The organism is Dellaglioa sp. CoH-55-MRSF-8 (assembly GCF_056782195.1).
This window is the reverse complement of sequence record NZ_JBXAYH010000001.1, coordinates 277,203-297,235: the sequence shown is the minus strand read 5'-3', so window position 1 is coordinate 297,235 and position 20,033 is coordinate 277,203. Positions and strand designations below refer to the sequence as shown.

The 20,033-nt window shown below is 33.8% G+C and carries 20 protein-coding genes; 3 read left to right on the top strand and 17 right to left on the bottom strand.

Annotated features, from left to right (window positions below):
• Positions 1–38: 38 nt before the first annotated feature.
• Both AC1RPW_RS01385 and AC1RPW_RS01380 read right to left on the bottom strand, forming a co-directional pair.
• Positions 39–1,838, bottom strand: coding sequence for an ABC transporter permease (locus AC1RPW_RS01385; RefSeq protein ID WP_481760918.1), 1,800 nt, complete (start codon positions 1,836–1,838; stop codon positions 39–41).
• Positions 1,839–1,860: 22 nt separating this feature from the next.
• On the bottom strand, positions 1,861–2,616 hold the full coding sequence (locus AC1RPW_RS01380) for an ABC transporter ATP-binding protein (protein WP_481760919.1): 756 nt from the start codon (positions 2,614–2,616) through the stop codon (positions 1,861–1,863).
• A gap of 223 nt (positions 2,617–2,839) precedes the next feature.
• Here AC1RPW_RS01380 and AC1RPW_RS01375 point away from each other — a divergent pair, with 223 nt between their 5' ends.
• Positions 2,840–4,282 carry an APC family permease gene (locus tag AC1RPW_RS01375; RefSeq protein ID WP_481760920.1) on the top strand — a complete coding sequence of 481 codons (1,443 nt, stop codon included), beginning with the start codon at positions 2,840–2,842 and terminating at the stop codon, positions 4,280–4,282.
• 52 nt (positions 4,283–4,334) lie between these two features.
• Here AC1RPW_RS01375 and AC1RPW_RS01370 read toward each other — a convergent pair whose 3' ends face one another.
• The 7 genes from AC1RPW_RS01370 to AC1RPW_RS01340 all read right to left on the bottom strand — a co-directional run bounded on the left by AC1RPW_RS01370 (position 4,335) and on the right by AC1RPW_RS01340 (position 11,289).
• Positions 4,335–4,685 carry a hypothetical protein gene (locus AC1RPW_RS01370; protein WP_481760921.1) on the bottom strand — a complete coding sequence of 117 codons (351 nt, stop codon included), beginning with the start codon at positions 4,683–4,685 and terminating at the stop codon, positions 4,335–4,337.
• Positions 4,686–4,904: 219 nt separating this feature from the next.
• Positions 4,905–5,264 carry a hypothetical protein gene (locus tag AC1RPW_RS01365; RefSeq protein ID WP_481760922.1) on the bottom strand — a complete coding sequence of 120 codons (360 nt, stop codon included), beginning with the start codon at positions 5,262–5,264 and terminating at the stop codon, positions 4,905–4,907.
• 267 nt (positions 5,265–5,531) lie between these two features.
• The gene (locus tag AC1RPW_RS01360; protein WP_481760923.1) at positions 5,532–6,491 is read right to left on the bottom strand and encodes an ABC transporter ATP-binding protein; all 960 of its coding nucleotides are present in this window, start codon (positions 6,489–6,491) and stop codon (positions 5,532–5,534) included.
• Between the two features lie 19 nt (positions 6,492–6,510).
• Positions 6,511–7,578 (bottom strand): ABC transporter ATP-binding protein, encoded by a 1,068-nt coding sequence (locus tag AC1RPW_RS01355; RefSeq protein WP_481760924.1) that lies wholly within the window; start codon positions 7,576–7,578, stop codon positions 6,511–6,513.
• A 10-nt stretch (positions 7,579–7,588) separates the two neighbouring features.
• On the bottom strand, positions 7,589–8,614 hold the full coding sequence (opp3C, locus tag AC1RPW_RS01350) for an oligopeptide ABC transporter permease (protein ID WP_481760925.1): 1,026 nt from the start codon (positions 8,612–8,614) through the stop codon (positions 7,589–7,591).
• A gap of 2 nt (positions 8,615–8,616) precedes the next feature.
• Positions 8,617–9,546: an oligopeptide ABC transporter permease gene (gene opp3b, locus AC1RPW_RS01345; protein ID WP_409021660.1), complete on the bottom strand. Its 930-nt coding sequence runs from the start codon at positions 9,544–9,546 to the stop codon at positions 8,617–8,619.
• A gap of 99 nt (positions 9,547–9,645) precedes the next feature.
• A complete protein-coding gene (locus tag AC1RPW_RS01340; RefSeq protein WP_481760926.1) occupies positions 9,646–11,289 on the bottom strand; it encodes a peptide ABC transporter substrate-binding protein in 1,644 nt (547 codons plus the stop codon).
• A gap of 299 nt (positions 11,290–11,588) precedes the next feature.
• Here AC1RPW_RS01340 and hflX point away from each other — a divergent pair, with 299 nt between their 5' ends.
• A complete protein-coding gene (gene hflX, locus AC1RPW_RS01335; protein ID WP_481760927.1) occupies positions 11,589–12,860 on the top strand; it encodes a GTPase HflX in 1,272 nt (423 codons plus the stop codon).
• Between the two features lie 146 nt (positions 12,861–13,006).
• Positions 13,007–14,344 carry an APC family permease gene (locus AC1RPW_RS01330; RefSeq protein ID WP_481761139.1) on the top strand — a complete coding sequence of 446 codons (1,338 nt, stop codon included), beginning with the start codon at positions 13,007–13,009 and terminating at the stop codon, positions 14,342–14,344.
• A gap of 53 nt (positions 14,345–14,397) precedes the next feature.
• On the opposite strand, the gene AC1RPW_RS01325 is transcribed toward AC1RPW_RS01330, so the two are convergent.
• The 8 genes from AC1RPW_RS01325 to AC1RPW_RS01290 all read right to left on the bottom strand — a co-directional run bounded on the left by AC1RPW_RS01325 (position 14,398) and on the right by AC1RPW_RS01290 (position 20,008).
• Positions 14,398–14,991 (bottom strand): NADPH-dependent FMN reductase, encoded by a 594-nt coding sequence (locus AC1RPW_RS01325; protein WP_481760928.1) that lies wholly within the window; start codon positions 14,989–14,991, stop codon positions 14,398–14,400.
• Positions 14,992–15,116: 125 nt separating this feature from the next.
• Positions 15,117–15,770 carry an amino acid ABC transporter permease gene (locus AC1RPW_RS01320; protein WP_409021664.1) on the bottom strand — a complete coding sequence of 218 codons (654 nt, stop codon included), beginning with the start codon at positions 15,768–15,770 and terminating at the stop codon, positions 15,117–15,119.
• 17 nt (positions 15,771–15,787) lie between these two features.
• Complete coding sequence (locus AC1RPW_RS01315; protein ID WP_481760929.1) at positions 15,788–16,426, bottom strand: amino acid ABC transporter permease; 639 nt, start codon at positions 16,424–16,426, stop codon at positions 15,788–15,790.
• Entirely contained in the window at positions 16,423–17,250 is an 828-nt protein-coding gene (locus AC1RPW_RS01310) for a glutamate ABC transporter substrate-binding protein (RefSeq protein WP_481760930.1), read from the bottom strand. The genes AC1RPW_RS01315 and AC1RPW_RS01310 overlap by 4 nt, the downstream gene beginning before the upstream one ends.
• Positions 17,251–17,283: 33 nt before the next feature.
• On the bottom strand, positions 17,284–18,021 hold the full coding sequence (locus tag AC1RPW_RS01305) for an amino acid ABC transporter ATP-binding protein (RefSeq protein WP_409021667.1): 738 nt from the start codon (positions 18,019–18,021) through the stop codon (positions 17,284–17,286).
• 151 nt (positions 18,022–18,172) lie between these two features.
• Positions 18,173–18,985, bottom strand: a complete 813-nt coding sequence (locus AC1RPW_RS01300) for a DUF6681 family protein (RefSeq protein ID WP_481760931.1) — start codon at positions 18,983–18,985, stop codon at positions 18,173–18,175.
• 18 nt (positions 18,986–19,003) lie between these two features.
• Entirely contained in the window at positions 19,004–19,498 is a 495-nt protein-coding gene (locus AC1RPW_RS01295; protein WP_481760932.1) for a hypothetical protein, read from the bottom strand.
• Between the two features lie 69 nt (positions 19,499–19,567).
• Positions 19,568–20,008 (bottom strand): Fur family transcriptional regulator, encoded by a 441-nt coding sequence (locus tag AC1RPW_RS01290; protein WP_409021670.1) that lies wholly within the window; start codon positions 20,006–20,008, stop codon positions 19,568–19,570.
• Between the last annotated feature and the right edge of the window lie 25 nt (positions 20,009–20,033).

The window sequence follows — 20,033 nt, the reverse complement described above, 5'->3', positions numbered from 1 at the left end:
GAATACTCAGTTTTAAAAACTGAATATTCACCTCTTTTTTATTTTTTTAATACCATCCCTTTATATAAGGTAACTGTTACCCAATAATATCCCAAATAGAGAACTGCAAAAATAATAAATGGAATCGTTATATGTGAATATGGATCTGGAATTAATTCCTTGAACATTTGTAGTCCGAATAAAACGTGGATTACACCGACAATTCCAGGTAAGAAGAATAAGATGCCAATTTCGCGCCTAATTGATTTTTTCATTAGTCGTTGCTTAGCGCCTAATTGGTTCAATAAATCATATCGTTTTTTATCCGTTGCCGCACTAGACAATATTTTAAACATAAGAACACTTGCTAACATTGCCAACATCGCAACGCCTAAGAAGAATCCAATGAATTCTAATCCGCCATAAATGCCGTTAGCCAACTGATATACGACATACTTATTCATAAAATAAGATGAATTATCTAACTGATTTTTAGGTATTTCTTCGCTCAATGCTTTTAAGATTTCTTTATTATCTTTAAATGATGCTAACCTAACAGTATGGATACGTTGTGTCTTCGCCGAAACAGCTGAAAATGATGCGTCAGAGACAAGTACTGGATTTAACATATCAGGGGATTCCAATGTAGTTCTAACAGCATTTCCCCATAGATTATCCTCATTTTTAGCTGTCATTTTGGCAGGGTCAACTTTAATAAATTTACCGGTAGCCGTTCCCGTTTCCGTGAAATCAAGCGTGTACAATGGTGATTTCACAAAGTCAGATTTTTTAAAATAACGGACAGAACCAACTTTTTTTGCTTCATAAATGGACTCTTTTTTATCAGTCAATTGACTAAGTAATTTTTTCTCTTTTGTTGATGGATTTTGGACAACAACATCATATGGGGAAGTAGAAGTAGCTGTTTGATCAACCACACCAGAGAATCCCATCCCAACAGTTATTGCGCCTAATGCTAGTGCAAATAACATCGCAACCATTGTTAGAACCCGATTTAATGAACCTAATCGAAAGCTAAGTTGCCCTAATAAAAAGGTATTTAATTGCTTTTCAGAAAATCCCTTATTACGTTTTAATAATTGAACCAATCCACTAAATAATGAATTGAAAATTAAAAATGTCCCAATCAAAATTGTTACGACTGACCCAATAAATCCAGCCATTTGAAACAGTGCTAAATGACTTAATAAATAATAGCCACTTGCAATTAAACCTAATCCTAAGATACTTTGAATTAAGATATTATAAGATTTTAGCTTTTTACCTTGTGGTTGTTCTGCTTCATTTAATAATTTTAAGATAGGCGTTCTTAACAAGCTTTGTCGATTAAATATAGCAGCAATCATGAAAAGAATAACGAAGAAAAGCATTGTTATTAGGATTGCTGGGAAATAAAAAGCTTGAAAAGAATGCGGTGCAAGATCCATTTTATCTACTAAAAATTGGCTAACGCCATATGTCAGTCCAATACCAACTAAAATACCAACAGCTGTTGCAATTAAGCCAATAATTAAAGTTTCAGTGAAAATTAAGCGCCCAATCTTACGCTTTTTAGCGCCTAGCATCATGAACATCCCATAATCTCTTTGACGCATGCTCATTAAAAATGTATTCGCATAGATAATATAAAACAGTGTAATAATTGCAAGTAGTACAGAACCTACTTGGAAAATCATTGCTGCAAATTTTATCGTCGCATTTTGTTTAATAAATTCTTGATTAGTTGCTAATGCTTCAAACATGTAAAAGATTGCTGAAGCCATAATGAGTCCTGATAACAAGATTAGATAATCTTTAAAGCGACTCTTAATTCCAGTTAAGGATAATTTTAATAACATATTGTTTCCTCCCTTCTTAAAATTATTGTTCACTCTTAGCTAGTTCATTTAAAATTTCTTGATAAAACTCTGTTCGCGTATTCGTTCCTTGAATCAATTCTCGACCAATCTTACCATCTTTAATAAAGAGAATTCGTTGACAGTAACTCGCACTAACAGCGTCATGAGTCACCATCAAAATTGATACTTGATCATTTTTATTTAAACTTTCCATCGTTGATAGGAGTGACTTTGCACTTTTAGAATCCAAAGCACCTGTTGGTTCATCTGCTAATAAGATTGCAGGATTATGGACTAAAGCACGAGCTGCTGCAACTCGTTGCTTTTGGCCACCAGATAATTCAGTTGGAAATTGTCCAAGAACACTATCTATCCCCAGTGTTTTCGTTAATTTATCAATACGTTCTTGATATTTAGAAATAGACGCATTCTGTAATGATAGTGGCAATGTTATATTTTCAGCTGCCGTTAAGTTATCTAGCAGGTTAAAACTTTGGAAAATAAAGCCAATTTGTTGTGCTCTAAAATCTGATAGTTTATCGCCACGCATCATTGAGATATCCTGATTATTAATCTCAATTTGTCCTGAAGTCGGCTGGTCTAGTGTTGATAATAAGTTAAGTAATGTTGATTTACCTGATCCTGATGCCCCCATGATACCAATAAATTCACCCTGTTCGACAGAAAAATTAATCCCTTTTAAGGCTTCCGTTTTCTTCTCTTTATTCTTACCGTAGACTTTTTTAACATCTTTTGCGCTTACAACTATTTCTTTCATTTTATTAGTCCTCCATTTATATTTATCATTTTACTATATGTGTACTATTATACATAGTACACATTAAATAGCAATTTTTATTATCGTTAATTCTTAACTTAATTCTCATTAAAACGATTACATTTTATATTAATTTAATTTTTCATGGAAATTAATTAGTCAGTTCACTATACTTATAAATTGTTAGTTTAATTTACATAGTTATTTATCACGGGAGGTACTTATGGAAAACGAGAAAAAAACATTTATATCGTGGCCAGTTTTGGCATTAATGTCATTCGTAACAGTTATTGGCTTCGACGATATCGTCTATAACTTTCAAAATCAAGGTATGGGCGTTATTACATCTTGGATCATTTTATTGCTATTATATGTAATTCCCTATTCTTTAATGGTAGGACAATTAGGTTCCGTCTTTAATTCAGAAGGTGGCGGTTTAAGTTCATGGGTTCGCGGAACTCGTGGCGAAAAACTAGGTTACTTTACGGCATGGACTTATTGGGCTGCTTCGATTCCTTACGTTGTTGATACCGCTAATTCAGTCGTTGTTGGCTTTGGTTGGTTATTTAACGGAAGTAATGCACTCGAAGATAGTTTATCAACAGCTATGTTCGCGTTAATAACATTAGTAATCTTCGTTGGTTTCATTTTTGTTCAACGTTTCTTCAAAGGTTCATTAGAATTTTTAGGTCTTATTGGTGGTGGTACCATGTTCATCCTCACAATTTTATATGTTGTAATGGCATTTGGCTCATTATTAACACCTTCAGGTCGTATTGCAACAACAAATATGAGCTGGCACACACTAATTCCTAAATTTGATTTACATTATTTCACAACAATTGGTTTATTAATTTATGCGATTAATGGTGCAGAATTAATTGCGCCATTTGTCACAAAAATGAAAAAACCTAAAAAAGATTTCCCTAAAGCCATGATTATGTTAACCGTTATGACAATCTTCTTAACAGTTTTCGGCTCATTCGCACTTGGGATTTTCTTCAATGCCCATAACATTCCTAATGATTTTAAAATGAATGGTTCGTACTACGCATTCCTTCGTTTAGGAGATCAATTTCATATGGGTAGTTGGTTAATGTATGCCTTCGCTATTACTCAAATTGTGTACATGTGTGCTCTTCTAGCTGTTCTTCTTGACGCTATGACTCGCATGCTTATCTCTGACACAGGCGCTCGTTATATGCCTAAGAAATTACTTAAAGTTAACAAAGATGGTTTACCAATTAATGGGTACATTTTAACTTGTACTTTAAGTGCCTTCATTCTCTTCTTGGGTGTCTTCTTGCCAGATATGAATACAATCTTTAATTGGTTACTGAACTTGAATGGAATTATTTCACCAGGTGTCACTTGTTGGATTTTCTTCGCCTTCATGCAGATCCGTAAAAATAGTGCTAAATATCCATCAGAATATGTCTTCATTAAAAATGACAAATTAGCTTACGCTGTTGGTTTATGGTGCTTAGTTGTTACTGTTTTGGCAACAGTCTTTGGGATTATTCCTCAAGATGTCGAGATGGGTAGCTCACTATTCTACTACCAGTTAGCCATCAATATTATTAGTGTCGTTGTTCTTATCGGTCTTGGATTCATTATGCCAATGATTGCTGAACGTGAACGTAAAAGAGATGGTATTAAAGATTAAATTCAAAAACGCTATGACTACTTAATTAAAAGTAGTCATAGCGTTTTTGAATTTAATCTTTTATTATTATGCCATCTACACCTATTGACTCACAAATCGTTAAAAACCTCACATCTTCTAGATTTTCAAAATGAACGTGATAGTATTTAAACCACTCACGATATTCTTTATAGGTTGTTATAATTTGATTGGCCTCATTTTTATCATTTTTTAAATCATTGAATAGCGCTCTACGATCCTCATTAAATCCATAAAATGCTGTGTAAGTCGCAATACTTTCAAGAAACACATCAGAAATAATTTCCCAACTCATTTGATTCTCCGGAATATTTCTTTCCTCTAATAATAGCCTCACATCATACGGTAATGCGTTTACATTTTTTATTCCTTCACCTAAACTCATTCGATTACCCCCCGATAATTGCAATTAATATACCACACCCTTCTCATCGATAACAAGCACTTGGCTTGTTATCTATTTTAATTTTTTCTGCGTCTTATAAAAACAAAAAAAGCTTAACAATATTGTTAAGCTTGCCGTATATTTTAAGTTCGCATTTTAAGTTAAATTAATTTTATATTCTAACTTTTTTTTACTTAATTTCTTGTATGATAGCATTTCTTAATTATTACTTGCATATGCTTGTTGACCATCATACCATTCACAGACAGTTAGAAATCTTAATTTCGAAAAACAATTAACATTAGCCTGATATTTTTCGAACCAATTACGATAATACCGATATTGCTTAATTAACTGCGCGGCCTCTTCTGGATTTTGTTTCAATTCATCAAATAGCTGCTTTCTATCATCGTTAAATCCATAGAATTCAGTAAAATTAATTGTACTTTTAATAAATAAATCGAATAATACGGCTAAATCATTATCTTTTTCGCAGAGACGCCCCTCTTGAAAAAGTAATTGTACATCATACGGTAATTCTTTGTACGCTTCATTATATACTTCTGTATCATCTATCATGTTGGGTGCTCCCATTCTCCCCACCATATAAAACCCTTTGTTCCACATAACGTTTTAGTTGAACCTTTTATTCATTCCCAAATCAAAAAATAGTTATGTCGTTACCTAATTCTAATACATCTAGTATACATTATTTTATGCATAATTACCTAAAATTTTTATACTTCCTTTAATATATTTAAGATACTCATACAATTAATAGTTTACACCCTTTTTAAAATCAAAAAAGACCTTTTCAAAAATTCTTGAAAAGATCTTTCTGATTTATTATTCAGCTTCTTCTGCCAAAGTATTGGCAGCTCGTTCCTTATACATAGGGATTTCATCTTCACTTGCTAAAACAAAATGTTCTGGCGAAATTTCAACCATTCGACGTTTTTTACCATCTGCCTCAACTGACGAATCGTATGGTACTGGAATGCGATTACGTTCAAATTCAGGGTCAGGAACAGGAACGGCCGAGATTAAACTGGCTGTATAATCGTGTAAAGGATGTGTATATATTTCGTCTGCAGGAGCTATTTCTAATAACTTACCATAATGCATCACACCAATTCGATCACTGATATATTTAACCATTGATAAATCATGTGCAATAAACAAATATGTTAAGTTATGTTCAATTTGTAATTCCTTCAACAAATTAACAACCTGCGCTTGAATTGAAACATCTAATGCAGAAATAGGTTCATCTGCGATGATAAACTTAGGTTCTACAGCTAAAGCACGAGCAATACCAATACGTTGGCGTTGGCCACCTGAAAATTCATGGGGGTAGCGGCTAGAATGATCTTTATTCAATCCAACTGTTTCTAATAATTCTTCAACACGTTTCGCACGTGCTTCATCATTGGCAGCTAAATGGTGAATATCTATTCCTTCTGCCACAATATCTTTAACTTTCATTCGTGGATTTAGTGATGCATATGGATCTTGAAAAATCATTTGCATGTCACGGCGAAATTGTAATTTATCTTTTTTAGACTTAATTTTACGAATATCAACACCATCAAAATCAATTTTACCATCAGTTGGTTCATATAAATTGATGATACTACGACCTGTTGTTGTTTTACCAGACCCTGACTCGCCCACCAAGCCAAATGTCTCGCCTTCATAAATATCAAATGAAATATCATCGATAGCTTTCACTTCGTCTGGTTTGCCGACATTAAAATATTGTTTTAAATGACGGACTTTTAAAATTTTATTTTTCTTTTGTTCCACTATGTTCAGCTCCCCTTCCTTAGTTTTCTACCAAATTTTGATTCGCTTTAATTTTTGTTTCTTGTTGTTTTGCAAAAATTTTATACCGTCTTTGAATTTCAACTGGCGGCGTTACTTTAGGTGCATCTGGATGCAACAACCATGTAGCTGCTGCATGTGTTGGTGAAACATCGAAGAATGGTGGTTGTTGTTCTGTATCAATCTTCATAGCGTACTCATTCCGAGCGGCAAATGCATCCCCTTTTGGTGGATCCAATAAATCAGGAGGTGTACCTGGAATTGCGTACAGATGTTCACTATCAAGTGTTGGCATTGAATTCAATAAGCCCCAAGTATATGGATGTTGTGGGTTATAAAAGACCTCATCGACTGTCCCATATTCAACAATCCGACCTGCATACATAACCGCTACACGATTAGCCATACCAGCAACAACCCCTAGATCATGGGTAATGAAAATAATTGATGTTTCAATTTTTGCTTGTAATTCTTTCATTAATTCCAAAATCTGTGCTTGGATGGTTACATCTAAAGCTGTTGTTGGTTCATCAGCAATTAAAATTTCTGGATAACAAACTAATGAAATCGCAATAACAATTCGTTGGCGTTGACCACCAGAAAATTGATGTGGATAGTCCTTAAAGCGTTTTTTAGCATCTGTAATCCCAACTAACTTCAAAATTTCCAAGGCTTGCGCCATTGCTTTTTCTTTTTTTACATGTTTATGCTTCATTAATGGTTCAGCAATTTGTCTACCAATTCTCATAGTAGGATCTAAAGAAGTCATTGGGTCTTGGAAAATCATTGCGATATCTTTACCACGAATGTTTTCCATTTGTTTTTCTGATTTTTTAAGTAAATCTTCACCATGAAAAAGAATTTCTCCACCCATAACTTCTGCATTATTAGCTAATAATCCCATTAAACTTTTTGTTGTAACGGATTTACCGGAACCTGATTCACCAACGATTGCTAAAGTTTCACCTTTAGCCAGATGAAAACTAACATCACGTATGGCTTTAACATCTCCAGCATACGTATGAAAATTAATTTCTAGATTGTTAACTTCTAAAATATTTTCTGCCATTTTTCAACACCTACTCTTTCGTTTTTGGATCAAAGGCATCACGGAGTCCATCACCTAATAAGTTGAAGGCAACCATGATAATACATAAAACAATTGCTGGATACCACATTTGGTATGGTAAAAACTGGAAATTCTTTTGACCATCATTCAATAATGACCCAAGTGAAGCTTGAGGAGCACTAATCCCAATTCCGATGAAACTTAAGAAAGCTTCGAAGAAAATAGCACTAGGAATTGTAAACATTGTTTGAATAATAATCACACTCGATAAGTTAGGTAGTAAATGTTTCACTGCAATTTTTACGGGTGACTCGCCTAAAGTTCGAGCTGCAAGAATATATTCTTGATCTTTTAATTTCAACGTTTGTGCCCGAACTAATCGAGCCATCGTTGTCCAACCAGTCACTGCAATTGCTAAAATAATTGATGTTAAACCTGGTTTGAAAACCAATAACATTAAAACAATAACGACCAAGTTAGGTACCGATGAAATAATTTCGATGATTCGCTGCATGAATGTATCAACACGTCCGCCACGCCAACCGGACAAGATTCCATAAGCAACACCGACTCCTAAATCGACTAATGCAGCAACTAGTGCCACGATTAAGGAAATCTTAGTTCCATACATAATTCTTGATAACAAATCACGTCCAAAAACATCCGTTCCTAAAATAAAGTATTTATCTTTTGGAATACTATTTTGTTCATAAGCATCATACCAGCTACCTGATGATGTTTTTAACTTTCCATTTAATCCATCTATTGGTACACCAGGAATTTTAGGTGGTAAATTTGTATACTCAACATTTTGTTCTGTTGCACTATGTGGTGCTAAAATGGGGGATCCAAATGCCAAAATAAAAATTGCAACCAGGACCCAAAGTGAGATAAAAGCCCCTTTATTTTTCTTCAACCGACGCCAAGCATCCTGAACGAAAGTCAACGACGGTGCAGCAATTTTTTCATTATCAATAGCGTTATTTTTATCTAACGGTTCAAATGCATCTACTGGTAGGTCAATTTTATCTGCCATCGTTAATTTCTCCTTCCAGTTAATCGAATTCTTGGGTCAATAATACCGTAAATGATATCTGTTAATAAGATAACAACTACTAGTCCAGCTGAATAAAGCATTGTAACACCCATGATTGTGGGGAAATCATTTGTCAAAATTGATTTTACGAATTGTTCACCAATTCCAGGAATTGAGAATATATTTTCAACAACCATTGAACCAGTCATTAATGCAACCGTATAAGGGCCGATTAATGTTACTAAAGGAATTAAACTATTACGTAAAGCATGGTGGAATACAACGCCAAACTTTGTTAATCCTTTAGCCTTAGCCAGTTCAATGTAATCACTGCTTAGGACATCCACCATCTCGGTTCGAATGAACCTGGCCGTCTCCGCCAGTGGGCCAACCCCTAAAGCAATTGTCGGTAGAATCGTGTAACTGAATCCGCCCCAATCAGCAATTGGTAACCAGCCTAACTTTAATCCTACGTAATACTGTAATAAAACAGCTAAGACGAAAGAAGGAATTGAGATACCTAAGATTGATAAAATTGTTGAAGAAGTATCAATCCAAGTATTTTTGTTAATCGCACCAATGGCACCAATCACAATTCCAATAACTATTCCGAAGATGATAGCTTGTAATCCAAGTTGTCCGGATGGTCCAATACGGCTTGAAATTAGGTATGACACAGGTTGATTACTGTATTGGAATGACGTTCCTAAATCACCCTTAACTAATCCCACTAAGTAAATGAGATATTGTTGCCATACGGGTTTATTCAATCCATATTGTTCATTCATAATCTGTAATTGCTCAGTTGTCATTTTTTGCTGATTCGCATAAGGTGATCCAGGCATTAACTTCATTAAAAAGAAGGTAATGGTTGCGACTAAAAACAACGTCAGTAGCATATAAAAAATTCGTTTAACTAGGTATTTACCCATAATTCTGACCCTCACTTTTGCTTTATTATGTAATTAAAACAAGTCAGAATTAGCCGTGGTAGCTAACTCTCACTTGTTAAATTTTAACACGTTAATTAATTATTTAGTAACATAAGCATCTTTGAAATTGTAATTGATACCAGCTCCATTGTAGATAACACCTTTAACTGTTGATCTTAATAATTGAGCTTGAGCCATTTGGTAAAGAGGTGCAATTCCTTGATCTTTCATCAAGATTTTTTCAGCCTTAACTAAATCATCCCAACGTTTATCTGCATTACTTGCATCTGTTGTTTTTGAAGCTTTAATCAATGCATCATATTCACTATTTTTCCATTTACCTGCATTTTGTGAATTATCTGAAGTAAATAAATCTAAGAATGAGATTGGGTCTGAGAAATCAGCACCCCATGCTGTAACAACAATATCGAAATCACCACTAGTTGATTTTGCTAAACGTGATTTGAATGGGATATTTGTTAATGTTACATCCGCACCATCTAAGTTATCTTCAATCGCATTTTGTAAAAATTCATTTGTTTTCTTAGCTTTATCAGTATCATCACTTAGAAGTGAGAAACTAGCTTTTGTAACACCAACTTCTTTTAATCCTGCTTTCCATAATTCTTTTGCTTTTGCAATGTCTGTATTTGCAGTTGATTTAACGGTTGATTCTTTTGCAAAATCTTCGCCTGTTTTAGGATTTGAAGCAAGACCTGATGATACTAAACCTGTCGCAACAGTTGAGCCATCCCCTAAAATTTTATCAACAAATTGTTTTCTGTTGATAACTAATGAAATAGCTTGACGAATCTTTTGGTTATTAAATAATTTATTCTTTTGATTGTATTGTAAGTAGAACGTTGATGCTTGTTTACGTGTGATATAGTCTTTATCTGTTTTCAATGTTTTAGCTTGTTCAGCAGATAAATTCGTCATATCTAATTTTTGACTTTGGTATAAATTATAGCTTGTTGTATTATCTTTAGAAACTTGGAAATTCATTTGTGTTAGCTTAACTGCTTTTTTATCCCAATAAGTGTCATTTTTCTTTAGGTCCCAAGTTAAGTTAGTTCCTGTCCAATCATTTAATGTAAATGGACCATTGTAAACCATGTATTTGCTTTGTGTGCCATATTTAGAACCATACTTTTCAACAACTTTTTGATTTTGTGGATAGAACGTTGGGAAGCCCATCAATAATTTGAAATATGGTACTTTTTTATCAAGTGTTACAACTAATGTATGTTTGTCAGTTGCTTTGATTCCCAATGTTGATGGCGCCATCTTACCCGCGCTGATTGCATCATAATTTTTAATCCCTGAGAAGAGGTAACCATATTGTGAAGCTGTCTTAGGATTAACGGTCCGTTGCCATGAATAAACAAAATCTTTAGCCGTTACATCGTCTCCGTTGCTCCATTTTGAATCACGAAGTTTAAATGTATAAGTCATGCCATCTTTTGAAACGGTTGTTTTAGTTGCAAGTGCATTTGACACTTTACTGTTCTTACCAATTCTGTATAAACCTTCATTAGTATTGTTCAACATGTTAAAGCTAACTGTATCCGTTGCTGTCGATAAATCCATCGATGGTAATTCAGCTGTTTCAGACCAATTAATAACCTGTTTATCAGCGAGTTCTTTACTATCTGAAGATGAAGATTTAGATCCACACGCTGCCAAGACAATGACAGACAATGCTAGCACACCACTTAATTTCAAAACTGACTTTAACTTCATAATATGACCTCTCCTTTTTTATTTACCTTTTCTTAACGTAGGTTTATCTTACATTAGAAAAAGATTAAAATCAACATTAAACTCTAATTTAATTAAAAAGAGATTCAAGCGCCTTTAAAAAAGCCGTTTAACTATATAAAATATTCAACTCATAACATTTGCACGTTGTTAAAATGAGAGTTTGGCCATTTTTATTCATTAATTCTCATTTAATTCAGTTAACTTATTTTGATGTTCGAATATTTTTTTGAATAAATGTTATACTTAACCTATTAATTAAGTTCCACGAGGAGGTTCTCATGAAAGAAACTTATTCTACAGAAATACCAGTTATTGACGTTTTCATTGCTGGTATCGAAAAACAACGTGAAAATTTAGATTATACAATGTCTGAATTAGCTGCATTAGTCGAAGCTAACAACATGCATGCTGTTGAAGACATTCGTCAGAAATTAGATCGACCAACTGCTGCCCTTTACTTTGGTAAAGGTAAAGCTGAAGAATTCAAGACTGAAAGTGAAGCACAAGGTGTGAAAATTTTAGTTGTAAACGACGAATTATCACCAACTCAAATTCGTAACCTTGAAGCTGCATCAGGTATGGAAGTTATGGATCGTACAGGCCTGATTTTAGCTATTTTTGCTTCAAGAGCACAATCACGCGAAGCAAAACTCCAAGTTCAAATGGCTCAACTTCAATATCAGTTACCTCGTTTAAGAGGGATGCAAGATAAACTAGATCAACAATCTGGTGGTGGACTCGCTAACCGTGGTGCTGGCGAAACGAAGATTGAATTAGATCGTCGTGTGATTGAAAATCGGATTAACCACATTAAAAAAGATCTTGCTGAAATGGACAAAGAAGAATCTACTAGACGTAAACAACGTGATAAATCTGGTATTCCGACTGTTGCATTAGTTGGTTATACTAATTCAGGTAAATCAACGACAATGAACGGCTTGCTTCGTCTAATCGGACAAGATGATGACAAACAAGTTTTTGAAAAGAATATGTTGTTTGCTACATTAGATACAAGTGTCCGTAATATTCAATTTGAAGATAAAAAACAAATTTTATTGAGCGATACTGTTGGTTTTGTCAGCAAATTGCCTCACCAATTAGTAAAAGCTTTCCGTACAACCTTGGCTGAAGCTGCACAAGCTGATTTACTTATCCAAGTGATTGACGTGGCTGATAAACATGCTGAGGAAATGATTCAAACAACTGAAGATACATTAAAAGCTATTGGCGTCGAAAACATTCCGATGATTTATGCCTATAATAAAGCTGATTTAGCAAATATTGATTATCCTACTTTCTCAGATGATAAATTCACTTATAGTGCGCGTGATGAAAAATCACTTAATCAATTAGTAGATATCATTAAAAAGAATGTCTTTAAAGATAACGAAATTATGACTGTTCTTATCCCATTTGATAAAGGTCAACTTGTTGATTTAATCAATGAAAAGGCAACTATCTTAGAAACAGATTATGAAGAATCAGGTACAAAATTAAAGATTGATGCAACAAAAACTATTGCAACCCAATTGCAAGATTACATCGTTTAAAATAATTCTATAAAAAGAGTGCGTGAATCGGTCTGAAATAGCCGATTCACGCACTCTTTTTTGTCGTCATAATCATATCTAGTTTATTGCATGATTCCCGCTGTTATGCTAAAATGCAACTATTCATTTTAGAAAAGGAGGATTCAATTTTGGAAAAAAAACCAGCAGTTGGACTTAACAGATCGTTAGGTCTATGGTCAGCATTATCAATCGTAATCGGAACTGTTATTGGTTCTGGTATCTTCTTTAAACAAGCTTCGGTACTTGACTACACCGGCTCTACTACAAATGCCCTGCTCGCATGGCTATGTGGTGGTATCATAACCTTAACCGCTGGACTAACTGTTGCTGAAATTGGATCTCAAATTCCAGAAACCGGTGGATTATATATCTACATGGAAAAAATTTACGGTAAAATTTGGGGTTTCTTAGCTGGTTGGATGCAAGTTATCGTGTATGGACCAGCTATGATTGCTGCGTTAGGCGCGTACCTTGCTATTTTAATAGTAGATTTCTTTAGTATTCCAGCTGGTTATTCTCATTTAATCGCATTAATTGCAGTCATTTCTATTGGCTTCCTAAATATGCTATCAAATCGTTATGGTGCTTCATTCCAGATTATTACAACTATTTGTAAATTATTCCCTATTGCTGCTATTATTATTTTTGGTTTATTTTTTGGCAATGCAAATGCACTTGGCCAATCTGTTGCAACTGTCAGTCACTCTACAAATAATTTTGGTGTTGGTATACTAGCTACTTTATTTGCTTATGATGGTTGGATTCTGATTGCTAATATGGGTGATGAAATTAAAAATCCTAAAAAGACATTACCTAGAGCTATTGTTTTAGGAATTTCAATTGTTCTTCTTATTTATATTCTTGTTTCGTTCAGTATTATGCGTGTCATGCCTGCTAGTCAAATCCATCAACTAGGCGAAAATGCAACACCACAATTTGCTAAGATTGCCTTTGGCCAACTTGGTGGAAAAATTATGAATATCGGTGTCATTATTTCTATTCTTGGTTGTATGAACGGTAAAATCATGACATTCCCTCGAATTATGTGGGCAATGGGTAAGAACAAACAATTACCTTTCCATAAAGAAATATCTTATTTACATCCAAAATCACATTCACCTGTTATTGCAACATGTGTGGCTTTAAGTATTGCAGCGATTATGATTTTATTTTTTGATGCTGATCGCTTATCTGAAATTTGTATTTTTACAGTTTATTGCTTTTATGTTATGACTTTCGTCGGCCTCTTTATCTTACGCCGTCGGAATAAAGGAACAGATTTAAAACGTGTTTTCTCAGTTCCATTGTTCCCCATAACACCTATTGTTGCTATCTTAGGTGCAGCCTTCGTTTTAGTTAGCGAAGTTCAATCAGATATTGTAGGTGTTTTAATTTCATTTACAATTGTTGCACTTGGTATCCCGGTTTATTTATACGAAACACATAAAAATAAAGATCTATAATAAAAAATGTGTAATGACAGCTATTGTCATTACACATTTTTATTTTTAATTCATCATTTTCCGGGAAAAGGATTATTCACAAAAAGTTGTGTATAAAATTTAATTTCTTGCAAAGTCTGAGCAATTTTATTTTTTGTATAATCTGTTAACTTAGCATCGTTATTTAGTTGTCCATCTTCATTAAATGTTTGATCAACTATTCCCAATAATGTTGGCGTAGGCAACGTGATAAATCCTAATCGATTCAAAATAGGTACTAATTCAGCTGTTGCAAATTGTGCACCGCGCATGTTATCTGAGTAGCCCACAATCTTAACTGGTTTACGTTGCCCTTCAAAAGCCAAATAATCGATTGCATTTTTCAAAACGGCTGGAATAGCATGATTATATTCAGGCGTTAAGATAATAAAGCCATCTGCCGCAGCTACATCCGCTATCCATCGTGCTTCATTTTCAGGTAGTTGTCGATTTTCATTTTGCATAGGTGCCAATTTTTCGTGGAAGAAGGTTAACTGATAGTCACTTAATTTTAGAAATGAAAATTCAACATTATCCTGATTTTTTGCTACTCCTTCAATATACTTAATGACCCTTTTACCAATAGAATTCTCTCTTGAACTCCCTAGAATAACAGCAATTTTCACCATGACATCATCTTCTTTCTAATTTATTTTTCAATCAAACAAACCGTCATTTTATGCCGATTCTACTAACTAATAAAAATGGTTGCTAAAATCTATATAGATTTCAACAACCATTTTTATTTTATTGTCTACGCTAAGCGTCTTTCTAAGTATCTTGAAACCAATGATAGTGCATAACAAACGACGAAGTACATCACTGCTAAAGCGACGAACATTGGAATAACATAATTAGTATTTTGACCGTATACTAATTGTGCATGATACAGTAACTCTGGTAAAACAATGATAGTAGCCAATGACGTATCTTTAATTAATGAGATAAATTGACTAACCAATGGTGGAATCATTTTCTTTAAAGCTTGTGGTAAGACAATCACACGCAGACCTTGCCAATAAGTTAGACCATTTGCGCGAGCACCTTCCATTTGTCCGGGTTCAACAGCTTGAATACCACTTCGAATGATTTCAGCTAACATTGCTGATTCGAAAACGGTCATCGCTAACGTTGCTGACCAGAAAATTGATAACCGAATACCAACATTTGCTAAGCCAAAATAAACGAAAAATAAGATTAAAAGTAATGGTAAATTTCGAATTAAATCAATTATAAAACCAACTATAGCAGATAAACGTTTTACTTTAATATATCGTGTTAGGCCTAGAATAGCGCCAATTATAAAACTGAAAATAATTGAAATAACTGAAACTTCGATTGTTACTAATAATCCTTGTAGTAAGTAGCGAATATTTTCCCAACTATATGCTGCAATAAAATCTGACATATTTTTCTAGACCCCCTTTAACTTAATTTCTTTTCTAAATGTCTCATGTAATAACTTAATGGCATCGTGATAATTAAATATAACACCCCAACGATAATGTACGTGTTGATTGTATCAAATGTTGTTGATGCGATAATATCACCTTGGTACATTAAATCAAATCCAGCAACGAAGGCTAAAACTGAAGAGTTTTTTACCAAATTAATGAACTGATTACCCAAAGGTGGAATCACATATTTAAATGCCTGGGGTAAAATAATATGAAACATCGATTGCATGAATGTTAACCCGTTTGAGCGAGCACCTTCCATTTGTCCAGGATCAACAGCTCTAATCCCAGCACGAACTGTTTCTGCAATAAAGGCAGATGTGTAAATCGTTAGTCCGATTGTTCCAGCTGTAAATCCGTTGATATTCGTAACGTACATAGGTACCACAACGTAGAAAAACATTGCAACAACCAATAACGGAATATTTCTAAATATTTCAATATAGATACGTGCAATAATTTTTAAAATTCGATATGGCATTTCTTCCAAAATTGCAAAGAACGAACCTATAATTAAACTAAAAAATAATGCGAGTACACTTGAACACAATGTATAGCCAAGTCCTGTTAATAAGGCTTGCCAATGTTCTGTAAAAATCGTAATCATTGTTGACTCGCCTCCTTCACACTAAATCCTGGAATATCGCCAAACCATTTGTTTAATAATTTTTCATACGAGCCATCGGCACGCATTTCAGCTAAAGCCTTATTAACTTCATTCTTAAATTCACCTTGGCCTTTATCAATCGCAATTCCGTAAGGTTCATGCGTAAAAGTACCACCAACAACAGCAAAATCAGAATTCTCTTTAACCATCCCATATAAAATACCATTATCAGTTGTTAAAGCATCACCTTGACCAGATTTTAGTGCGGTTAATGCTTGCGCATAATCATCTAGTTCCAGCACTTCTGCTTTAGGTGCATACTTCTTCATGTTAATAACTGAAGTTGAACCCTTAACACCTAAAACAACCATACCGTCTTTATTCAAATCTTTTACGGATTTAATTGAGCTTGTTCTTTTAACTAAAATAGCTTGTCCGGCAGCAAAATAAGAGTTAGAAAAATCAACTTGTTTTTCACGATCTTTAGAAATGGACATCGTCGCAATAATTGCATCAATATTTCCATTTTTCAAAAGTGGAATTCTTGTTTTACTTGTTACCTGAACAAAATTAGCTTTACCATCTTTACCTAAGATTTTTTTTGTCACTGCCTTAGCAATATCAATATCAAATCCTTGGATTTCACCGGTTTTGATGTTCATTAAACCAAATAACTTCGTATCTGCTTTAACACCCCAGTTAATTGTTTTTGTTTCTTTAGCTGTTGTTGCAATGTTGGCTTTACTTTGCGCTCCACAGCCTGCAATAACTAATACCATAGCTATACTCATAAACAATAAGCTAATTTTTCTTAATTGTTTCATATTTTAATCCCCACTCTCACAGTCTTGAGCTCCTTAATGTTTAATAATTTTACTCAAGAATTTTTTTGCACGTTCTTCTTTTGGATTGTCGAAAAATTCTACTGTTGTATCATCCTCAAGAATTTGACCATCAGCCATGAAAATAACACGATCGGCTACTTCACGAGCAAAGCCCATTTCATGAGTTACAACAATCATTGTGATCCCATCATTTTTAGCGATATCTTTCATAACTTTTAAAACATCGTCAATTGTTTCAGGATCTAATGCAGAAGTTGGTTCATCAAATAATAGCGCCTTAGGTTTCATAGCTAGACTACGGGCAATGGCAATTCTTTGCGATTGTCCACCTGATAACATTCTAGGATATGATTGTGCTTTATCATCAAGTCCAACTGTTTTTAATAAATCCATTGCGATTTTTTTATTTTCAGCTTCATCCCGTTTTAAAACTAAACGTGGTGCAAGCATAATATTTTCTAAAACAGTTTTGTTTTCGTACAAGTTAAAATGTTGAAATACCATCCCAACATTTTTTCTGATTTTATCAATATTCGTTTTCTTATCTGCTAAATCAAAATTATCAACTAATAGTTGCCCCTCGTTAACTTGCTCTAAACCATTGATAGTTCTGATTAATGTACTTTTTCCAGAACCAGATGGCCCGATAATAACGACGACTTCGCCTGCTTCAACTTTTAAATTGATATTCTTCAATGCGTGAAATTTATCGTAATATTTCTCCACATTTTTAAATTCGATCATTGCCATACTCTCAATCCCCTTCTCTTAACTCTTTTATTCTTTTTTGTGATACTTTAATTATACTACCAAATGGATGTTTAATTGCAGTCTTTTTTAAATGTACCATATAATCACAAAAAAAGTGATAGCAATGTAGTTATTTGCTATCACTTTTTTACTAATTTTCTTTTTCTTTATAGGCAATTTGAACTTTAACGTGAAATTTATGTGATTCTTCAATAACTGATGATCGACCAGCAACCTTCTGATTACCACCATAAATAGTTGCTGTTGCTAAGTAAATATCATATTGTTCTTTAGCCGTTTCAATATCAGATAAACCAACATGGGTTAGGCGACCAATCAATTGTTTATCAATCTGATTCATTCCAGCGTAAACATTCATTTTTTCGTCTTCTATTTTTAATTCAAAAAATGGAAAAGCAACGGGCTGTGCTAACTCTGACACTGGTTTTCCTGTTTTCTGAATTTCTTTTATAATAGCATCATCTGACAATCCATCATAATCAAAATCTGAATACTTAACTTGCTTCATTTGATCAGCAATTTTTTGAATACTTACTTTTTCGTTTCTATTTGTCCTAAGTGTCGCTGGCATCAGCATTTTAGAATCAAATAGGCCATTCGTTTGAACATAACCTGGTTGCATTCGGCGACGTTTATCTCCTTCAATTTCTTCCTTAGGCGGTCCGCCCAACAATTTTTCAATTTTCGGTGAAGGATCAAATTTAGTTGTTTTATTTGTAAAATAATGAATAACATTTAAAACAATAAAATATAATAAAACAAAAAAAGCAAGAATAAACAAACTACCTCTAACATAATAACCATTTATGAAATATCGTGATGCGATATACAATAAATACCAATTACCAAGAAAGCCTAAAACAGTATAAATTCTATTTTTTAATTTTAAATTAACATTAATAAACCCTAAATAATGGTTTGCTAAATCTAGTAAACTAAACATTTATTTACCTCCTAATCCTTAGTCTGTATTTGTCGTTTCTGCACTGGCTTTGGCTTTGTCAGTCGTTACCGTTTTAGTATTCTTCACGCTACTACTTGTGCTTGTTGCCGAGCTAGCTTTATCCGCATTTGTATCAGTATCTGTACTTGTATCAGTTGTGTCATCGGTACTTGTTTCCGCGCTCTTATCATCCGTTGTATTATCGGCACTTGTACTTGCTGATTTGTTTGATGTTTCATCGGCAGCACTTGAACTACTAGACTCATCTTTTGAACTTTCTGATGAAGAGGACGAATCAGAAGAACTCGTCTCAGAAGATGAACTTACTTCTTTGGAACTCGAATTATCGTCTACTTTAGGTTTAGTTTCCGACGGTGATGAAGCTACTGAAGAAACTGTTGCTCCTTCGTTTGTATTCGTTGTTTTGTTAACAACAACGTTAGTTGCGCCCAATGCAAGTACGATAGAAACAATTGCAAAAGGTGTTATAAATGGTGGCGTTCTATATGCCATTAACTCTCACTCCAATTTTGTACTTTTTCCATTAAACCATTTGTTATTGAAGTTTATTCGAAGATAAACTTAATTTTTCGATAATTTTTTTTGGCATTCATCACAAATCCCATGTAATTCAAATTTATGTTCTTCTATTTTGTAACCTGGTAACTGTTTTACAAAATAATCTAGCGGACAGCTATCAAGTTCAACCACCTTACTACAAGAAGTACAAATAAAATGATGGTGATGTTTGTGACTAAAATCACATTGATATTTTACACAGGCTCGTTCACCATTCATCCGTTGCTCAACAAGACCCATTTCTTTAAATTCTTTGATATTTCGATAAATTGTATTATGACTCATCCCTGGATATTTATTTCTCATATAGTCATCCACAACTGTAACGTCAACATAAGCTTCCTCATACTGACTTAAATACGTTAATAAACTTTTTCTTTGTTTCGTAATTTTATATTTATTTTCTTTTAGTATATGCAATGCATCATCAATTAATTCAGTCAAAAGGCTTATCTCCATTTCTAAATAA